At 68.5% G+C, this 15,556-nt stretch carries 16 protein-coding genes; 8 read left to right on the top strand and 8 right to left on the bottom strand.

Annotated elements, in window-relative coordinates:
• Positions 1-25: 25 nt before the first annotated feature.
• The gene (locus DYS74_RS02440) at positions 26-1,261 is read left to right on the top strand and encodes an MFS transporter (RefSeq protein ID WP_121530572.1); all 1,236 of its coding nucleotides are present in this window, start codon (positions 26-28) and stop codon (positions 1,259-1,261) included.
• On the opposite strand, the gene DYS74_RS02445 is transcribed toward DYS74_RS02440, so the two are convergent.
• Together DYS74_RS02445 and DYS74_RS02450 are read right to left on the bottom strand one after the other, a co-directional pair.
• Positions 1,249-2,091 (bottom strand): SDR family oxidoreductase, encoded by an 843-nt coding sequence (locus tag DYS74_RS02445; protein ID WP_121530574.1) that lies wholly within the window; start codon positions 2,089-2,091, stop codon positions 1,249-1,251. The genes DYS74_RS02440 and DYS74_RS02445 overlap by 13 nt on opposite strands.
• Positions 2,088-2,411, bottom strand: a complete 324-nt coding sequence (locus DYS74_RS02450) for a SelT/SelW/SelH family protein (protein ID WP_245965171.1) — start codon at positions 2,409-2,411, stop codon at positions 2,088-2,090. The genes DYS74_RS02445 and DYS74_RS02450 overlap by 4 nt, the downstream gene beginning before the upstream one ends.
• A gap of 45 nt (positions 2,412-2,456) precedes the next feature.
• Here DYS74_RS02450 and ade point away from each other — a divergent pair, with 45 nt between their 5' ends.
• The 4 genes from ade (at position 2,457) to DYS74_RS02470 (ending at position 7,119) form a co-directional block, all read left to right on the top strand.
• Positions 2,457-4,259 carry an adenine deaminase gene (gene ade, locus DYS74_RS02455; protein ID WP_121530578.1) on the top strand — a complete coding sequence of 601 codons (1,803 nt, stop codon included), beginning with the start codon at positions 2,457-2,459 and terminating at the stop codon, positions 4,257-4,259.
• A complete protein-coding gene (locus DYS74_RS02460; protein ID WP_121530580.1) occupies positions 4,256-5,731 on the top strand; it encodes an AMP nucleosidase in 1,476 nt (491 codons plus the stop codon). Before ade ends, DYS74_RS02460 begins: the two co-directional genes overlap by 4 nt.
• 132 nt (positions 5,732-5,863) lie before the next feature.
• A complete protein-coding gene (locus tag DYS74_RS02465; protein WP_121530582.1) occupies positions 5,864-6,151 on the top strand; it encodes an HU family DNA-binding protein in 288 nt (95 codons plus the stop codon).
• Positions 6,152-6,252: 101 nt separating this feature from the next.
• Complete coding sequence (locus tag DYS74_RS02470) at positions 6,253-7,119, top strand: DMT family transporter (RefSeq protein WP_121530584.1); 867 nt, start codon at positions 6,253-6,255, stop codon at positions 7,117-7,119.
• On the opposite strand, the gene DYS74_RS02475 is transcribed toward DYS74_RS02470, so the two are convergent.
• The gene (locus tag DYS74_RS02475) at positions 7,116-7,679 is read right to left on the bottom strand and encodes a DUF4202 domain-containing protein (RefSeq protein WP_121530586.1); all 564 of its coding nucleotides are present in this window, start codon (positions 7,677-7,679) and stop codon (positions 7,116-7,118) included. The two genes, DYS74_RS02470 and DYS74_RS02475, sit on opposite strands and share 4 nt — an antisense overlap.
• 72 nt (positions 7,680-7,751) lie before the next feature.
• Between DYS74_RS02475 and DYS74_RS02480 the strand changes: the two genes are divergently transcribed.
• Positions 7,752-8,438: an NnrU family protein gene (locus DYS74_RS02480; protein WP_121530587.1), complete on the top strand. Its 687-nt coding sequence runs from the start codon at positions 7,752-7,754 to the stop codon at positions 8,436-8,438.
• Positions 8,439-8,447: 9 nt separating this feature from the next.
• On the opposite strand, the gene DYS74_RS02485 is transcribed toward DYS74_RS02480, so the two are convergent.
• The 3 genes from DYS74_RS02485 to dapD form a co-directional block, all read right to left on the bottom strand.
• Complete coding sequence (locus DYS74_RS02485; protein ID WP_121530589.1) at positions 8,448-9,713, bottom strand: lytic murein transglycosylase; 1,266 nt, start codon at positions 9,711-9,713, stop codon at positions 8,448-8,450.
• A gap of 81 nt (positions 9,714-9,794) precedes the next feature.
• Positions 9,795-10,163, bottom strand: coding sequence for a hypothetical protein (locus DYS74_RS02490; protein WP_121530591.1), 369 nt, complete (start codon positions 10,161-10,163; stop codon positions 9,795-9,797).
• 51 nt (positions 10,164-10,214) lie between these two features.
• Entirely contained in the window at positions 10,215-11,042 is an 828-nt protein-coding gene (gene dapD / locus DYS74_RS02495; RefSeq protein ID WP_121530593.1) for a 2,3,4,5-tetrahydropyridine-2,6-dicarboxylate N-succinyltransferase, read from the bottom strand.
• 91 nt (positions 11,043-11,133) lie between these two features.
• Between dapD and DYS74_RS02500 the strand changes: the two genes are divergently transcribed.
• Positions 11,134-11,958 carry an LOG family protein gene (locus DYS74_RS02500; RefSeq protein WP_121530595.1) on the top strand — a complete coding sequence of 275 codons (825 nt, stop codon included), beginning with the start codon at positions 11,134-11,136 and terminating at the stop codon, positions 11,956-11,958.
• A gap of 4 nt (positions 11,959-11,962) precedes the next feature.
• Positions 11,963-13,528, top strand: a complete 1,566-nt coding sequence (locus DYS74_RS02505; protein ID WP_121530597.1) for an ArnT family glycosyltransferase — start codon at positions 11,963-11,965, stop codon at positions 13,526-13,528.
• A gap of 54 nt (positions 13,529-13,582) precedes the next feature.
• Here the strand turns inward: DYS74_RS02505 and rlmN are convergent, their stop codons facing one another.
• Positions 13,583-14,764 carry a 23S rRNA (adenine(2503)-C(2))-methyltransferase RlmN gene (rlmN, locus tag DYS74_RS02510; protein WP_121530599.1) on the bottom strand — a complete coding sequence of 394 codons (1,182 nt, stop codon included), beginning with the start codon at positions 14,762-14,764 and terminating at the stop codon, positions 13,583-13,585.
• Positions 14,765-14,878: 114 nt separating this feature from the next.
• A complete protein-coding gene (locus tag DYS74_RS02515; protein ID WP_121530600.1) occupies positions 14,879-15,403 on the bottom strand; it encodes an invasion associated locus B family protein in 525 nt (174 codons plus the stop codon).
• Positions 15,404-15,556 lie beyond the last annotated feature (153 nt).

Below are 15,556 nucleotides of genomic sequence, written 5' to 3' on the forward strand. Positions count from 1 at the left end.
GGAGATGCGCGCAGGGAGACCACACATGACCAAGGCCCGTCTGCTGACCCCCGTGCTGATCGGGGGCTGCGTCATCCTGATGCTGAACTTCGCCGTCCGCGCCTCGTTCGGCGTGTTCCAGATTCCGATCGCGGCAGAGTTCAACTGGCCGCGGTCCGAGTTCAGCCTGGCGATCGCGATCCAGAACCTGGCCTGGGGCATCGGCCAGCCGATCTTCGGCGCGCTGGCGGAACGTTTCGGCGACCGCCGCGCGATCGTCGTGGGGGCCTTGATGTATGCCGCGGGGCTGGTGCTCTCGGCCTTCTCCGTCGCGCCCTGGCAGCACGACCTGCTCGAGATCCTGGTGGGCTTCGGCATCGCCGGCACCGGCTTTGGCGTGATCCTTGCCGTCGTCGGCCGCGCGAGTTCCGACGAGAACCGCTCGCTCGCGCTTGGCATCGCGACCGCGGCGGGCTCGGCCGGGCAGGTGTTCGGCGCGCCGGTGGCCGAGGCGCTGCTCTCCGTGCTGCCGTGGCAGGGCGTGTTCGTGATCTTCGCCGTGGTGATCCTCGCAAGCCTTCTGGCCCTGCCGATGCTGCGCGCCGAGCCCCGCGTGAGCCGCGCCGAGCTTGAGGAAAGCATGGGCAAGGTGCTGGTCCGCGCCTTCCGCGACCCGTCCTACACGCTGATCTTCCTCGGCTTCTTCAGCTGCGGCTATCAGCTGGCCTTCATCACCGCGCATTTCCCCGCGATGGTGACCGAGATGTGCGGCGCGGTGCCGCCTGACAGCATGCTGGCCGGGCTCGGGATTTCCTCGCAATCGGCGCTTGGCGCGGTGGCGATCTCGGTGATCGGGCTCGCCAATATCGTGGGCTCGATCTATGCCGGCTGGGCGGGCAAGCGCTGGTCGAAGAAATACCTGCTCGCAGGCATCTACACGCTGCGCACCATCGCCGCGGCGGTGTTCATCCTGGTGCCGATGACGCCCGCCTCGGTGCTGATCTTCTCGCTCGTCATGGGCGCGCTGTGGCTGGCCACGGTGCCGCTGACCTCGGGGCTTGTCGCCTATATCTACGGGCTGCGCTACATGGGCACGCTCTATGGCTTCGTCTTCCTCAGCCATCAGATCGGCGCCTTCCTCGGCGTCTGGCTGGGCGGCAAGCTCTATGACCTTTACGGCAACTACACCATGGTGTGGTGGGTCGGCGTGGGGGTCGGGGCCTTCTCGGCGCTCGTCCACCTGCCGGTGCGCGAGCGGCCGATGGCGGCTCAGCCGGCCTGAAGCAGCGCCGCGAGCCCAGCGCGATAGTCGGGGTAGCGCAGCCGCACGCCCAGCTCGGTCTTGATCCGGTCGTTCCGCACCCGCTTGTTCTCGGCATAGAAGCTGCGCGCCATCGGGCTGAGCTCGGCCGCGTCGAACGGCACGCCCGGCGGCTCGGGCAGGCCCAGAAGCGCCGCGGCATGGCTCAGCACATCCTCGGGCGGGGCCGGGTCGTCGTCACAGACGTTATAGACCCGCCCCGGGTTCGGCTGCGCGATCGAGGCCGCCAGCACCTGCGCGATGTCGTCCACATGGATGCGCGAGAACACCTGCCCCGGTTTCAGGATCCGCCGCGCCGTGCCCTCGCGCACCTTCTCGAAGGGGCCGCGGCCGGGGCCGTAGATGCCGGCAAGGCGGAAGATGTGCAGCGGCAATCCCGGGATCGCGGCCCAGGCACGTTCCGCCGCCACCCGCATCTCGCCGCGCTTCGTCGCGGGCGTCAGGGGCGTGTCCTCGTCGACCCAGCCGCCGGCATGGTCGCCATAGACGCCGACGGTCGACAGATACCCCACCCAGTCAAGCTGCCCGGCCGCGGCGGCGATCTGCGCGCCGCAGGCCGTCAGCACCGGATCGCCCGCCGCATCGGGGGCGACCGAACTCAGCAGATGGGTGACCCCCGCAAGCGGCAGCGAACCGCCGGCCCAGACCTGCGCCTCGACCCCGGTCGCGCGCAGCGCCACCGCCTTCTCCGCGCTGCGCGTGGTTGCGATGATGCGCCAGCCCTGCGGCCGCAGCACCCGCGCCAGCGCCTGCGCCGAATAGCCGTGACCCACCGACAGCAGCACGCTCATGCGCCGCTCCGGTCGATATGGCCAAGGTCGCGGCCCGGCTCGATGATGTCGCGGATGCGGGCCTTGAGCACCTTCGCCTCGGGGAAACCGCCGTCGCGCTTGCGCTCCCAGACGAGGCTCTCGCCCACCCGCACCTCGTAGATGCCGCCATGGCCGGGGATCAGCGCCACCTCGCCCAGCTCCTCGCCGAAGGTCGACAAAAGCTCCTGCGCCATCCAGCCGGCGCGCAGCAACCAGTTGCAGCCGGTGCAATAGGTGATCGTGATGCGGGGTTTCTGAGCCTGTTCCATCCCCAAGATGTAGCGCGCACCCCCTGTCATCACAACATCACTTGCACGGGCCCGGCACTGGTGGCACCCTGAGACATGGAACAGATGAACACCTTGAAATCATGGCCCGAGGCCGCGCCGCGTCTGATCGCCGTCGCTGCGGGCCGGGCGCCTGCCGACACCGTGATCCGGCAAGGCAAATGGGTCAACGTCCAGTCGCGCGAGGTGCTGGACGGTTATGACATCGCCATCGCCGAGGGGCGCTTTGCCGCCATCGCACCGGATCTGTCGGGCGCCATCGGCCCCGACACCCAGGTGATCGAGGCGAACGGGCGCTTCATGCTGCCCGGGCTGATCGACGGCCACATGCACATCGAATCGGGGATGCTGACGCCCGCGGAATTCGCCGCCGCCGTCATCCCGCACGGCACCACGACGATGTTCACCGACCCGCACGAGATCGCCAATGTGCTTGGCCTTGCCGGCGTGCGGATGATGCATGACGAGGCGCTGATGCAGCCCGTCAGCATCTTCACCCAGATGCCCTCCTGCGCCCCCTCGGCGCCGGGGCTCGAGACCACCGGCTTCGAGATCTCGGCCGAGGACGTCGCCGAGGCGATGACCTGGCCTGGCATCATCGGGCTCGGCGAGATGATGAACTTTCCGGGCGTGATCGCCGGCGATCCGAAGATGCTGGCCGAGATCGCGGCGACGCAGGACGCACGCAAGACCGTCGGCGGCCATTACGCCAGCCCCGACAAGGGCGCGCCGTTCCGCGCCTATCTGGCCGGCGGGCCGGCCGACGACCATGAAGGCACGCGCGAGGATGACGCCATCGCGCGGGTGCGCAACGGCATGCGCTCGATGATGCGGCTGGGGTCTGCGTGGTATGACGTCAAGACGCAGATCACCGCGGTCACCGAGAAGGGCCTTGATCCGCGCAACTTCATCCTGTGCACCGACGATTGCCACTCCGGCACGCTGGTGGAAGACGGCCACATGAACCGCGTCTATCGCCACGCGGTTGCCTGCGGCTGCCCGCCCCTGGTGGCGCTGCAGATGTGCACGGTCAACACCGCGACGCATTTCGGGCTGGAGCGCGAGCTCGGCTCGATCGCGCCCGGGCGGCGGGCGGACGTGATCCTGTCCTCGGATCTCGTCACGCTGCCGGTCGAGACGGTGATCGCCCGCGGCCGGATCGTCGCCGAGGGGGGCCGGCTGCTGGCCGAGTGCCCGCATTACGCCTGGCCCGAAAGTGCGCGCCAGACCGTGCATCTGGGCAAGCACCTGACGGCGGCCGATTTCGCCATCGCCGCGCCCGAGGGGGCGAATACCGTCACCGCCAAGGTGATCGGCGTGGTCGAGAACCAGGCACCGACGAAAGCGCTGACCGCCGAGCTCGCCGTGGCCGACGGCCTCGCCCAGCCCGACGCGGCGAAGGACATCGCCCAGATCGCGCTGGTCGAGCGGCACCGCGGCACCGGCGGCGTGGTGAACGGCTTCGTCTCGGGCTTCGGCTACACCGGCCGGATGGCGATCGGCTCGACCGTCGCGCATGACAGCCACCACATGATCGTCGTCGGCACCGACCGCGACAGCATGGCCGCCGCAGCGAACCGGCTGGGCGAGATGGGCGGCGGCATCACCGTGTGGAAGGACGGCGCCGAGATCGCCGCCGTGCCGCTGCCGATCGCCGGGCTGATGTCGGACGACCCGGCCGCCGAGGTCGCCGCCCGCGCCAGCCGCATGGTCGCCGCGATGGCCGAGTGCGGCTGTACCCTGAACAACGCCTACATGCAGCATTCGCTGCTCGCGCTCGTCGTCATCCCCGAGATCCGGATCTCGGATCTCGGCCTTGTCGACGTGACGCGCTTTGAACTGACGGATCTTTTCGAATGAACGAACCGCTGACCATCCTGACGCCGCATTCCCCCGCGCCCGAGCTGTTCACCGATGCGAAGGCCGCGGTGGCGCGGCTGGAACAGCTTTACGCCGAGGCGACGGAGTTCCTGCTGACGAAATTCAACGAGGTGCTGGAAAGCGGCCGCGCGATGGCGCGGTTTCGCGCCTTCTACCCCGAGGTGCGACTGACCGTCTCCTCGCATCTCAAGGCCGACAGCCGGCTCAGCTTCGGCCATGTGCCGCTGCCGGGCACCTATGTCGCGACGATCACCCGGCCGGACCTGTTCCGCAACTATCTGAGGCAGCAGATCGGGCTTCTGATCCGCAACCACGGCGTGCCGGTGCAGATCGGCCCCTCGGCCACGCCGATCCCGGTGCATTTCGCCGTCGCCGCGCAGCCCGGCGTGACCGTGCCGCAGGAGGGCGTGCTCGCCTTCTCGCTGCGCGACGTCTTCGACGTGCCCGACCTTGCCACGATGAACGACGACATCGTGAACGGCACCGCCGGGCGGAACCCGGACGGCTCGGGCCATCTTGCGCCCTTCACCGCGCAGCGCGTCGACTATTCGCTGGCGCGGCTCAGCCATTACACCGCGACCGCGGCCGAGCATTTCCAGAACCACGTTCTCTTCACCAACTACCAGTTCTACGTCGAGGAATTCGAGAAGGTGGCGCGGGCGAAGCTTGCCGATCCGGCCGAGGGCTATACAAGCTTCGTCGCCCCCGGCAATGCCGAGATCACCAGCCCCGACGGGGTGATCCCGCCGCTGGCGAAGATGCCGCAGATGCCGACCTATCACCTCAAGCGCGCCGACGGGAACGGCATCACGCTGGTGAACATCGGCGTCGGCCCCTCGAACGCCAAGACCGCCACCGACCACATCGCGGTGCTGCGCCCGCATGCCTGGCTGATGGTCGGCCATTGCGCGGGGCTGCGCAATTCGCAGCAGCTGGGCGATTTCGTGCTGGCCCATGCCTATCTGCGCGAGGACGGGGTGCTGGATGACGACCTGCCGGTCTGGGTGCCGATCCCGGCGCTCGCCGAGGTGCAGGTGGCACTGCAGGAGGCGGTGGCCGAGATCACCCGGCTCGAGGGCTACGAGCTGAAGCGGATCATGCGCACCGGCACCGTCGCCACCATCGCCAACCGCAACTGGGAGCTGCGCGACCAGTCCGGCCCGGTGCACCGGCTGAGCCAGTCGCGCGCCGTCGGGCTCGACATGGAATCGGCGACGATCGCGGCGAACGGATTCCGCTTCCGCGTGCCCTATGGCACGCTCCTGTGCGTCTCGGACAAGCCGCTGCACGGCGAGCTGAAACTGCCCGGCATGGCGACCGAATTCTACCGCACCCAGGTCGCCAATCACCTGCGCATCGGCGTGCGCGCGATGGAGAAGTTGCGCGACATGCCGCTTGAGCGCATCCACAGCCGGAAGTTGCGCAGCTTCGAGGAAACAGCCTTCCTCTGACGCGTGGAAATCCGCCCAAGGGCGCCGAAATCGCTTGCCATGCTGGGAAAAACCGTGTGTTAGAGGGCGCACGAAGCCGCGTCACGCGGAAGCTGATGACCCCGGACCACGGGGCACATGAGAGGAAGATTCATGTCGAAACCGATGACCAAGACCCAGCTCGTGGCGGCTGTCGCCGAAGCGATGGGCTCGGACAAGAAGACCGCTTCGGCCGCGCTCGACGCCGTTGCCGCGGTCGTGACCAAGGAAGTCGCCGAGGGTGGCGCCGTCACCCTGCCGGGGATCGGCAAGGTTTCCTGCAAAGCCCGTCCGGAGCGCCAGGTGCGCAACCCCGCCACCGGTGAAACGATCACCAAGCCGGCCGACAAGCAGGTCAAGGTCACCGTTGCGAAGGTCCTGAAGGACAGCGTCAACGGCTGATCATCCGCCGCCCCTTGCGGGGCGCGCCAGGATCGGACAGGGTCGCCCTTCGAGCAATCGGGGCGGCCTTTTTCTTTGCCCCCGCAGGGCAGGAGAACAGCATGGATCTGCGCGCAATCGGCATGGGGCTGGCCTTCGCCCTGATGTGGTCCTCGGCCTTCACCTCGGCGCGGATGATCGTGGCCGAGGCGCCGCCGCTTTTCGCGCTGACGCTGCGCTTCCTGTTCTCCGGGGTGATCGGGGTCGGCATCGCGCTGGCCCTTGGCCAGAGCGCGCGGCTGACCCGGGCGCAGTGGCGCGCGACGCTGATCTTCGGGCTGTGCCAGAACGCGCTTTACCTCGGGCTGAACTTCGTCGCGATGCAATGGGTGCAGGCCTCGGTCGCCTCGATCATCGCCTCGACCATGCCGCTGATGGTGGCCTTCCTCGGCTGGGCGGTGTTTCGCGACAGGGTGCGGCCGCTCGGCCTTGCGGGGCTGGTCGCGGGGGTGATCGGCGTCGCGATCATCATGGGGGCGCGGCTGTCGGGCGGGGTCGATCCGGTCGGCATGGCGCTGTGCTTTGCCGCCGCGCTGGCGCTCTCGGTCGCCACGCTCACCGTGCGTGGCGCCTCGGGCGGGGGCAATGTGATGATGATCGTCGGGTTGCAGATGTTCGTCGGCGCCGCGGTGCTGTCCATCGTCTCGGCGGCGACCGAGGACTGGAGCGCGGTGCAGATGAGCCCGCGGCTGCTCGGCGCCTTCGCCTATACCGTGCTGATCCCGGGCGTGCTGGCGACCTGGGTCTGGTTCAAGCTTGTGGGCCGGATCGGCGCGGTCAAGGCGGCGACCTTCCACTTCCTCAACCCGTTCTTCGGCGTCGCCATCGCGGCCGCGGTGCTGGGCGAGCGGCTTGGCGCGCTCGACCTGCTGGGCGTTGCGGTGATCGCCGGCGGCATCCTGGCCGTCCAGCTCTCGAAACAGGCCTAGTCGCGGAAGGCGGCGGCGAAGGGCTCGGGCAGGTCGAACTCGGCCAGCGCCCGGGCGCGGCCCTCGGCCGACATCTTGCGCGCCGTCTTCTCGACGATCTTCAACAGCGCCTCGGACGATTGCGTCGGCGCGAAGGGCGCGAAGTAGTGGCGCAGGAAGACGAAGCAGATCACGTCTTCCAGCGCCTGCACCTCGGCGTCGCGCTTGATCCCCTCCTTGCGCAGCATCCGCCCGGCCTGCGCGATCGCGTCCTCGTCATAGCCTGCCGCACGCATGATCGCGCCCACCCGCTCGGCATGACGGCGGCCCTGCTCGCGGCGCCACTCCAGATAGCCCGTGCGCCCCTCGGGATAGTCCTTGCGCGGCAGGAGCCAGCGCTCGACATGCTGGCCGCGGGCGGCGATCTGCAAGGGCTCCGAGGCATCGGGGACAAGCCGGGCAAGTTCCGCCGACATCCGCCGGCCATAGAGCAGCGCCGCGGGTTCGCCATCCTCACGCGTCGGATCGGCGGCATTGGCGGTATCGAGCGCGGCAAGCGCGCGGGCAAGGGGCGTGGTCATGGGCAGCTCGGCTGATTGCGGTTTCCTCAGCTTTGCATCATTTCTGGGGACGGTCCAAGAGGAGGCGGCACGATGGCAGGCTGGGGCGAATTTCTTCTGGCAGGGGGTCTGTTCATCGCCTCGCATCTGGTGCCGGCGAATCCACGGCTGAAGGCCCTGCTGATCGCGCGGCTTGGTCGGCGGGGATGGGTCTGGGCCTTCAGCCTGATCTCGACGGCGCTGCTGTTCTGGCTGATCTTCGCCGCCGGGCGGGCGCCCGCTGTGGTGCTGTGGATGCAGCAGGACTGGATGCGCTGGCTCGCCAATCTGGTGATGCCGGTGGCGATCGTTCTGGCCGCCTTCGGCATCGCCGCCCCCAACCCCTTCGCTTTCGAGGGCCGCACCGAGGGTTTCGACCCGGATCACCCCGGCATCGCCGGACTGGTGCGCCAGCCGCTCCTGTGGGCGCTGGTGCTGTGGTCGGGCGTGCACCTGCTGGTGAACGGCGACCTCGCCCATGTGATCCTGTTCGGCGCCTTCCTGATCTTCTCGGTCACCGGCATGCGGGCGATGGAGGGGCGCAAGCGCAAGGCCTGGGGCGCGGCCGAATTCGCACGCCTTTCGGCCCGCACCTCGGCCGTGCCGTTTCAGGCGCTGCTCACCGGCCGCTGGCGCCCGGCGCGAGGTCCGTCGCTTGCCCGGCTCGGCCTGGGGCTTTTCGCCTGGGTCGCTCTGTGGCACCTGCACGCGCCGGTGATCGGCGTCACGCCCCTGCCCTGACGGCCGCGCTCAGCGCAGCCGTTCCAGCAGCGAGAGCGAGGCATAGCCATCGGGCGCCAGCCCGTTCGCGCGCTGATAGGCCTCGATCGCGGCGATGCTGTTCGCGCCGATCATGCCGTCGGTGCCCTGGGTGTCATAGCCAAGCGCGGTGAGCCGCGTCTGCAGCTCGCTGCGCTCGGCCTGGGTCAACGAGCGCGCGTCGCGCGGCCAGGGATGGACAAGGGGCCCCGCCCCCTTCAGCCGGTCGGACAGATGCCCCACCCCGATCACATAGGCATCGGCGTTGTTATAGCGCGAGATCGCGGTGAAATTGCCGAAGATCATCAGCGCCGGGCCGTCCGCGCCGGCGGGCAGCAGGATCGAGGCCGGGCCGTAATTCGGCACCGTGCCACCACCCATCGTGCGCACCCCGAGCGCCGCCCAGTCAGAGGGCGACTTCTTCGTCTTCTTGCCGGCGAGGTTGAAGTTGAACCCCTGCGGCAGGCGCACCTCGACGCCCCAGGGCTGCCCCTTCGACCAGCCCGAACGGGCGAGGTAAGCCGCGGTCGAGGCGAGCGCATCGGCCGGGTTGTCCGACCAGATGTCGCGTTTGCCGTCACCGGTGAAATCGACCGCGAAGGACAGGTAGGACGAGGGGATGAACTGCGTGTGTCCCATCGCGCCGGCCCAGGACCCGGTCATGTGCCGCGCGTCGGTGTCGCCCGCCTGGATGATCTTCAGCGCGTCGATGAACTGCTGCGCGAAGAAGTTGCCGCGGCGGCCATCATAGGCGAGCGTCGCCAGCGCCGGCACGATCAGCACCTTGCCGCGGTTGTTGCCGAAGTTCGACTCCATGCCCCAGACCGCGACGACGACCTCCTTCTCGACGCCATAGCGCGCCTCGATCTGGTTCAGCAGCGCCGCATGCTCGCGCAGCGCCGCGCGGCCGTTCTCGATCCGGGTGTCGGAGACCGCGCTGTCGAGATATTGCCAGATCGTCTTGGTGAACTCGGCCTGATTGCGGTCGCGCTCGATCACCTTCGGGTTGTAGCGGATGCCGCGGGTCGCGTTGGCCCAGGTCGCCTCGCTGATCCCCGAGGCCATCGCGCGCGGCTTGAAGGTGACGAGCCAGTTCTCGAAGCCGCGCTGCACGGCCGGGTCGACGGCGGGAATCTCTTCGATCATCGGGCTCTCCGCGCGTTTCGGCTGCTCGGCGCGGCCGATCGGGCCGGCGCAGGCCGAAAGCCCGGCAAGGGCGACGAGGGACAGGGTGGCAATCTTGACGACACGGATCATGGGCTCTGCTCGGCTGTTCGTTGTTGCGAAACAGTGTAGCAGGCCGGCGCCCGGTCGCAATCCGCCTCGGCGGGCGATCGCTCAGCCGAGATCGCCGCGGTCCTCGCCGTAGAAGGGGGTCATCTGCGCCACGATCACCGAGTTCTCGGCCAGCGCGCGATCCATCAGCGCGCGTTCCTCCTCGTCGATCTCGTGGCCGAGCTTCTCGCGCTCGGCGAGCGTGCCATAGCCGGTGACGTCGAGCGGCGCGAGATCGGCCTGCTTCAGGATCGCCACGGTCTCGCGCACCGCCTCGGCCTCGTCGACGCCCGAGGCATAGATCAACAGCCCCGCCCCGGTCGCGCCCTTCGGCAGGCCGTCGTTCTCGTGCCGGCCGACCTCGACCAGCAGGGTATAGACCTGCTGCGGCCGTTTCGCCTTGGCGGGCTTGTCCTCGGGGGTCTCGGTCATGGCGGGGCTCCGGAAAAGGGGGGCAGGCCCGCGGGCCCGCCCCGGTCGCGCTCAGTCGCGCAGCAGCTCGTTGATGCCGGTCTTCGACCGGGTCTGCGCGTCGACGCGCTTCACGATCACCGCGCAATAGAGGTTCACGCCGTTCTTCGACGGCATCGAGCCCGAGACGACGACCGAATAGGGCGGCACTTCGCCATACATGATCTCGCCGGTCTCGCGGTCGACGATCTTCGTCGACTTGCCGATGAACACGCCCATGCCGAGGACCGAGCCCTCGCGCACGATCACGCCCTCGACCACCTCGGACCGGGCGCCGATGAAGCAGTTATCCTCGATGATCGTCGGGCCGGCCTGCATCGGTTCCAGCACGCCGCCGATGCCGACGCCGCCCGACAGGTGCACGTTCTTGCCGATCTGCGCGCAGGAACCGACCGTCGCCCAGGTGTCGACCATCGTGTTCTCGTCGACATAGGCGCCGAGGTTGACGAAGGACGGCATCAGCACCACGCCCTTGCCGATGAAGGCCGAGCGGCGCACGATGCAGTTCGGCACGGCGCGGAACCCGGCCTGGGTCCATTCCGGCTCGCCCCAGCCGGCGAACTTGCTGTCGACCTTGTCCCACCAGCTCGAGCCCTGCGGCCCGCCCGACTGCATCGCCATGTCCTTCAGCCGGAAGCCGAGCAGCACCGCCTTCTTCGCCCACTGGTTCACGTGCCAGCTGCCGTCGGCCAGCTTTTCGGCGACGCGCAGCTTGCCGGTGTCGAGCGCGGCGAGCGTCTCCTCGATCGCGTCACGCACCGCGCCCTTGGTGGCGGGGGTGATGGTGTCGCGGGTTTCCCAGGCGACTTCGATGGCGGCTTCGAGCGGGAAGTTGGACATGGGCGTCCTCCGGATCTTGCGGTTTCAGGTGGCTTCTGCTTGCCTCTCCCTATAGTTGGTAGCAGCCGCAGGCGCAACGAGCAGGACCGCCATGACAGAAGAGCACCGCAGCCACACCTTCCGTGATTCGATCGAGGATGCGAAGGCCTCGCACCGCATCCCGGACACGCCGCAAAGCCGCTCTCCCGCCTACCGGCTCGCCTTCATCGACGAAGAGTTCATGATGCGCCCCGAGCTGCGCCCGGTGCGGCTGCAGCTCGAACTGCTGAAGCCGCAGATGGTGCTCGACGAGCGCGGCATCGAAAGCACGGTGGTGATGTTCGGCGGCGCCCGCATCCCCGCGCCCGAGAAGAAGGAGACGGCCAAGACCCCGGCCCTGGCCGAGCTGTCGCATTTCTACGAGGAGGCGCGCCGCTTTGCCCGCGCGGTGACCGAGCGTTCGCTCGAGACCTATGGCCGGCAGCTGGTCGTGTGCACCGGCGGCGGGCCGGGCGTGATGGAGGCGGGCAACCTCGGCGCGCACGAGGCCGGCGGCCAGTCGATCGGGCTCAACATCATGCTGCCGCACGAGCAGGCGCCGAACGCCTGGGTGACGCCCGACCTCAGCTTCAATTTCCACTATTTCGCCATCCGCAAGATGCATTTCCTGATGCGCGCGCGGGCGATCTGCGTCTTCCCGGGCGGCTTCGGCACGCTCGACGAGATGTTCGAGGCGCTGACCCTGATCCAGACCCGGCGGATGCGGCGGGTGCCCTTCATTCTCTTCGGCACCGAGTTCTGGAAGAAGGTGGTGAACTGGGAGCTGCTGGCCGAGTCGGGCACGATCGCGGCCGCGGACCTTGAACTGATCTCCTTCGTCGAGACCGCGGGCGAGGCGCTCGAGATCATCGACGGCTGGGACTACGAGTGTGAGTGATCCGATGGACACGACCCGCGCCCGCGCCCTGGCGCTTTCGATGCTGGCGGCCTTTGCCGCTGTCGCCGTGGCGGGCGTGGTGCTGCGCCCGCTGATCCCGATCGACGAGACGCGCTATATCGACGTCGCCTGGGAGATGCGGGTGACCGGCGATTTCCTGGTGCCGCACAAGAACTTCGAGATCTACACCGACAAGCCGCCGATGCTGTTCTGGCTGATGAACCTGGTGTGGTTCCTCACCGGCCATGTCAGCGACATCGGCGCGCGGCTGGTCGGGCCGGCCTTCGGGCTCGCGGCGGTCTGGGGCAGCTGGCGGCTTGGCGCGCGGCTGTGGGACGAGACGACGGGCGCGATCGCCGCCGCGGTTCTGGCCGGAACGAGCTTCTTCGCGATCTATGGCGGCGCGGTGATGTTCGACACGATGCTCGCCGCGGCGACGGTCGGCGGCCTGCTCGCGCTGGTCAGCGCGACCGCGGCGCCGGGGGTGAACCGGCGGGCCTGGGCGGGGTTTGGCCTGGCGCTGGCCTTCGGGGTGCTGGCGAAGGGGCCGGTGATCTTGCTGCACCTCGGACCGGCGCTGCTGACGGTGCCGCTCTGGGCGAATTCCATCCGCCGGCCGGGCGGTGGCGAGATCGCGCGCGGCGCGGCGCTCGCGCTTGTCATCGCGCTGGCGATCATCGGGCTCTGGGTGGTGCCGGCGGCGATTTTGGGTGGGCCGGAATACCGGCACATGATCCTGTGGGAACAGACCGCGGGCCGCACCGTGCAATCCTTTGCCCATGCCCGGCCGTGGTACTGGCTGCTGGCGCTGACGCCGCTGCTGCTCTTCCCCTGGGTCTGGACGCCCTCGCTGTGGCGCGGGCTGCGGCGGCTGTCGCTGTCGGACCGCGCGCTGCGGCTGTGCCTGATCCAGGCCGGGGCGGGGCTCGTGCTGTTCTCGCTCGTCTCGGGCAAGCAGGTGCATTACCTGATCCCGGAGCTTCCGGCCGTGGCGCTGATCTTCGCCCGCGCGCTGATCGCGGGCGGGCGGGGCGAGGTGCGCGGGTCCGGCGCGCTGCCGGCGGCCATTCTGGTGCTGCTTGCGGGCGGGGCGGCGCTGGCCGTCGCACTTGGCAAGGGCGATGCGACGACGGTCGCGATGCTGCAACCGCTCGCCCCGGTCGCGGGCTTTGCGGTCTTGTGCCTGATCCTTGCGCTCGCCGCGCTGGTGCTGCCGCGCGTCGCGGGTCTTGCCACGCTGGGCCTTGGCTTCGTGCTGGCGCTGCTGGGGTTGATCGGCACCACCGGGCTGGCGCCGGCCTATGACACCACCCCGATCGCGCAGATCCTTGCCGCGCATCAGGACCAGGGCATGGCCGTGGTCACCGACCGCTACAATGCCGAATTCGGCTTCGAGGGGCGGCTGACAAAGCCCGTCGACGTGCTGGAACCGGAACAGGCCGAGGGCTGGCTGAGCACGCACCCGGGCGGCATGCTGGCGAGTGAGTGCAAGGCGGTGAAGCGGCCGGGCGAACCCGATCACCGCATCCACTTCTACGGCGCCGACTGGTGCCTGTGGCAGGGTCGCTGAGAACGTCCTGAAACGATCGCGATCCCGGCCGCCTCACGCGGCCGGGCGCGGGGCTTACAGCCCCGCCTCGGCGGCGATCTGCGCCTTCGACTTGCGCGCCCGCTCGGTCGCCGATTTCAGCTGACCGCAGGCGGCCATGATATCCTCGCCGCGCGGGGTGCGGATCGGGCTGGCATAGCCCGCCTTGTAGATGATGTCGGCGAAGGCCTCGATCCGTTCCCAGTCACTGCGCTGATAGGGCGCGCCGGGCCATTCGTTGAACGGGATCAGGTTGATCTTCGCCGGGATGCCGCGGATCAGCTTGACCAGCCGGCGCGCGTCGTCATCGGTGTCGTTCACGTCCTTCAGCATCACGTATTCGAAGGTGATCCGCTCGCTGTTCGACAGCCGCGGGTATTCGCGCAGCGTGTTCAGCAGCGTCTCGATGTTCCAGCGCTTGTTGATCGGCACCAGCTTGTCGCGCACCTCGTCGGTGGTGGCGTGGAAGCTGACCGCCAGCAGGCAGCCGATTTCCTCGGCGGCGCGGGCGATCTCGGGCACCACGCCCGAGGTCGAGAGCGTGATCCGCCGCCGGCTGAGCGAGATCCCCTCGCCGTCCATCACCACCGACATCGCGTCGCGCACGTTGTCGAAGTTGTAAAGCGGCTCGCCCATGCCCATCAGCACGACATTCGACACCAGCCGCACGTCGTTCTTCGGTTCGCCCGGCACGGGCCATTCGCCGAGGTCGTCGCGCGCCACCAGAACCTGGCCGACGATCTCGCCCGCCGTCAGGTTGCGTACCAGCTTCTGCGTGCCGGTGTGGCAGAAGGTGCAGGTCAGCGTGCAGCCCACCTGCGAGCTGATGCACAGCGTGCCGCGGCTCTCCTCGGGGATGTAGACCATCTCCACCTCGTGCCCGCCGGCGATGCGCAGCAGATACTTGCGGGTGCCATCGAGCGAGACCTGCCGGGTCACCACCTCGGGCAGGCCGATCTCGAACTTCTCGTCAAGCAGCGCGCGATAGTCCTTGGCCAGGTTGGTCATCTGCGCGAAGTCGCGCACGCCCCAGTGATAGATCCACTGCCAGATCTGGCCGACGCGCATCTTCGCCTGCTTCTCGGGCGTGCCGGCCTCGATCAGCGCGTCGCGCAGCTGGTCTCGGGTGAGCCCCACAAGGTTCACCTTGCCGCCTTCGGGCAGCTTGCGCGGAATGGTCAGCACGTCTTGAGTGATCGGTGCGGAGGGCGTGGTCATGGCAATGTCCCGGCAATGAAGCGCTTCATATAGGGGATTCGCGCCCGAAACGGTAGTGCAAATGCAAAAGCCCCGGCACTGCCGGGGCCTGCGTCGCGCAACGGGGCGCCTTGCTTACTTGCAGCGCTTGGCCGCCTCGTCCATCGCGGCGGTGAAGCCCATCAGCGAGAACTTGTCGCTGGTCTGCGTGCCGCGCGCCGAATGCGCGGTGATCGTCACGTCGGCACCGCCCTTCAGCGCCGCGATGATCTTCGCGTCCTGATCGGCCGAGCCCGCCCAGGCGCCCTCGCCATCGGTGAACAGCTGGAACTTGGCGCCGTTGTTCACCACCATGTCGGCGGTCGAGCCCGGGGCGAAGGGATAGCCGCCCATGAACGAAACCTCGCCGCCCTTGCCCGGACGGAAGGTGACGAACAGCAGGATGTCGCCGCGCCGCACCTCGGTGGGCTTGCCGTCCTTGGTGTTCACCGATTCCTTGGGCGAGGTGACGCCCCAGCATTCCTTGGGCTTTTCTTCGACGAAGACGCTCCAGTCGGTCTTGGCGGCGACGCGGTTCGAGGTCTGCTGCGCGCCGGCAATCCCGGGAACGAGAAGCGAAGCAGCCAGAATCGCAGCGCCCCGCAGGATGAAAGTCTTCATTGTTACAGCCTCCAGCTGCCTGATGCCTCTAGACCGCCCGCGCGGGCCTTTGGCCCTTCTTGACAATGGCGGTTGCGGATTCAACTCGATATCCCCCAGATAACAAGAAAGTGCCCGGGGACGAAAGCCCCCCGGGCCGCATTTCGCGCATGC

Origin of the sequence: Paenirhodobacter hankyongi (assembly GCF_003664585.1) — a bacterium.
Lineage (GTDB): Bacteria > Pseudomonadota > Alphaproteobacteria > Rhodobacterales > Rhodobacteraceae > Rhodobacter > Rhodobacter hankyongi.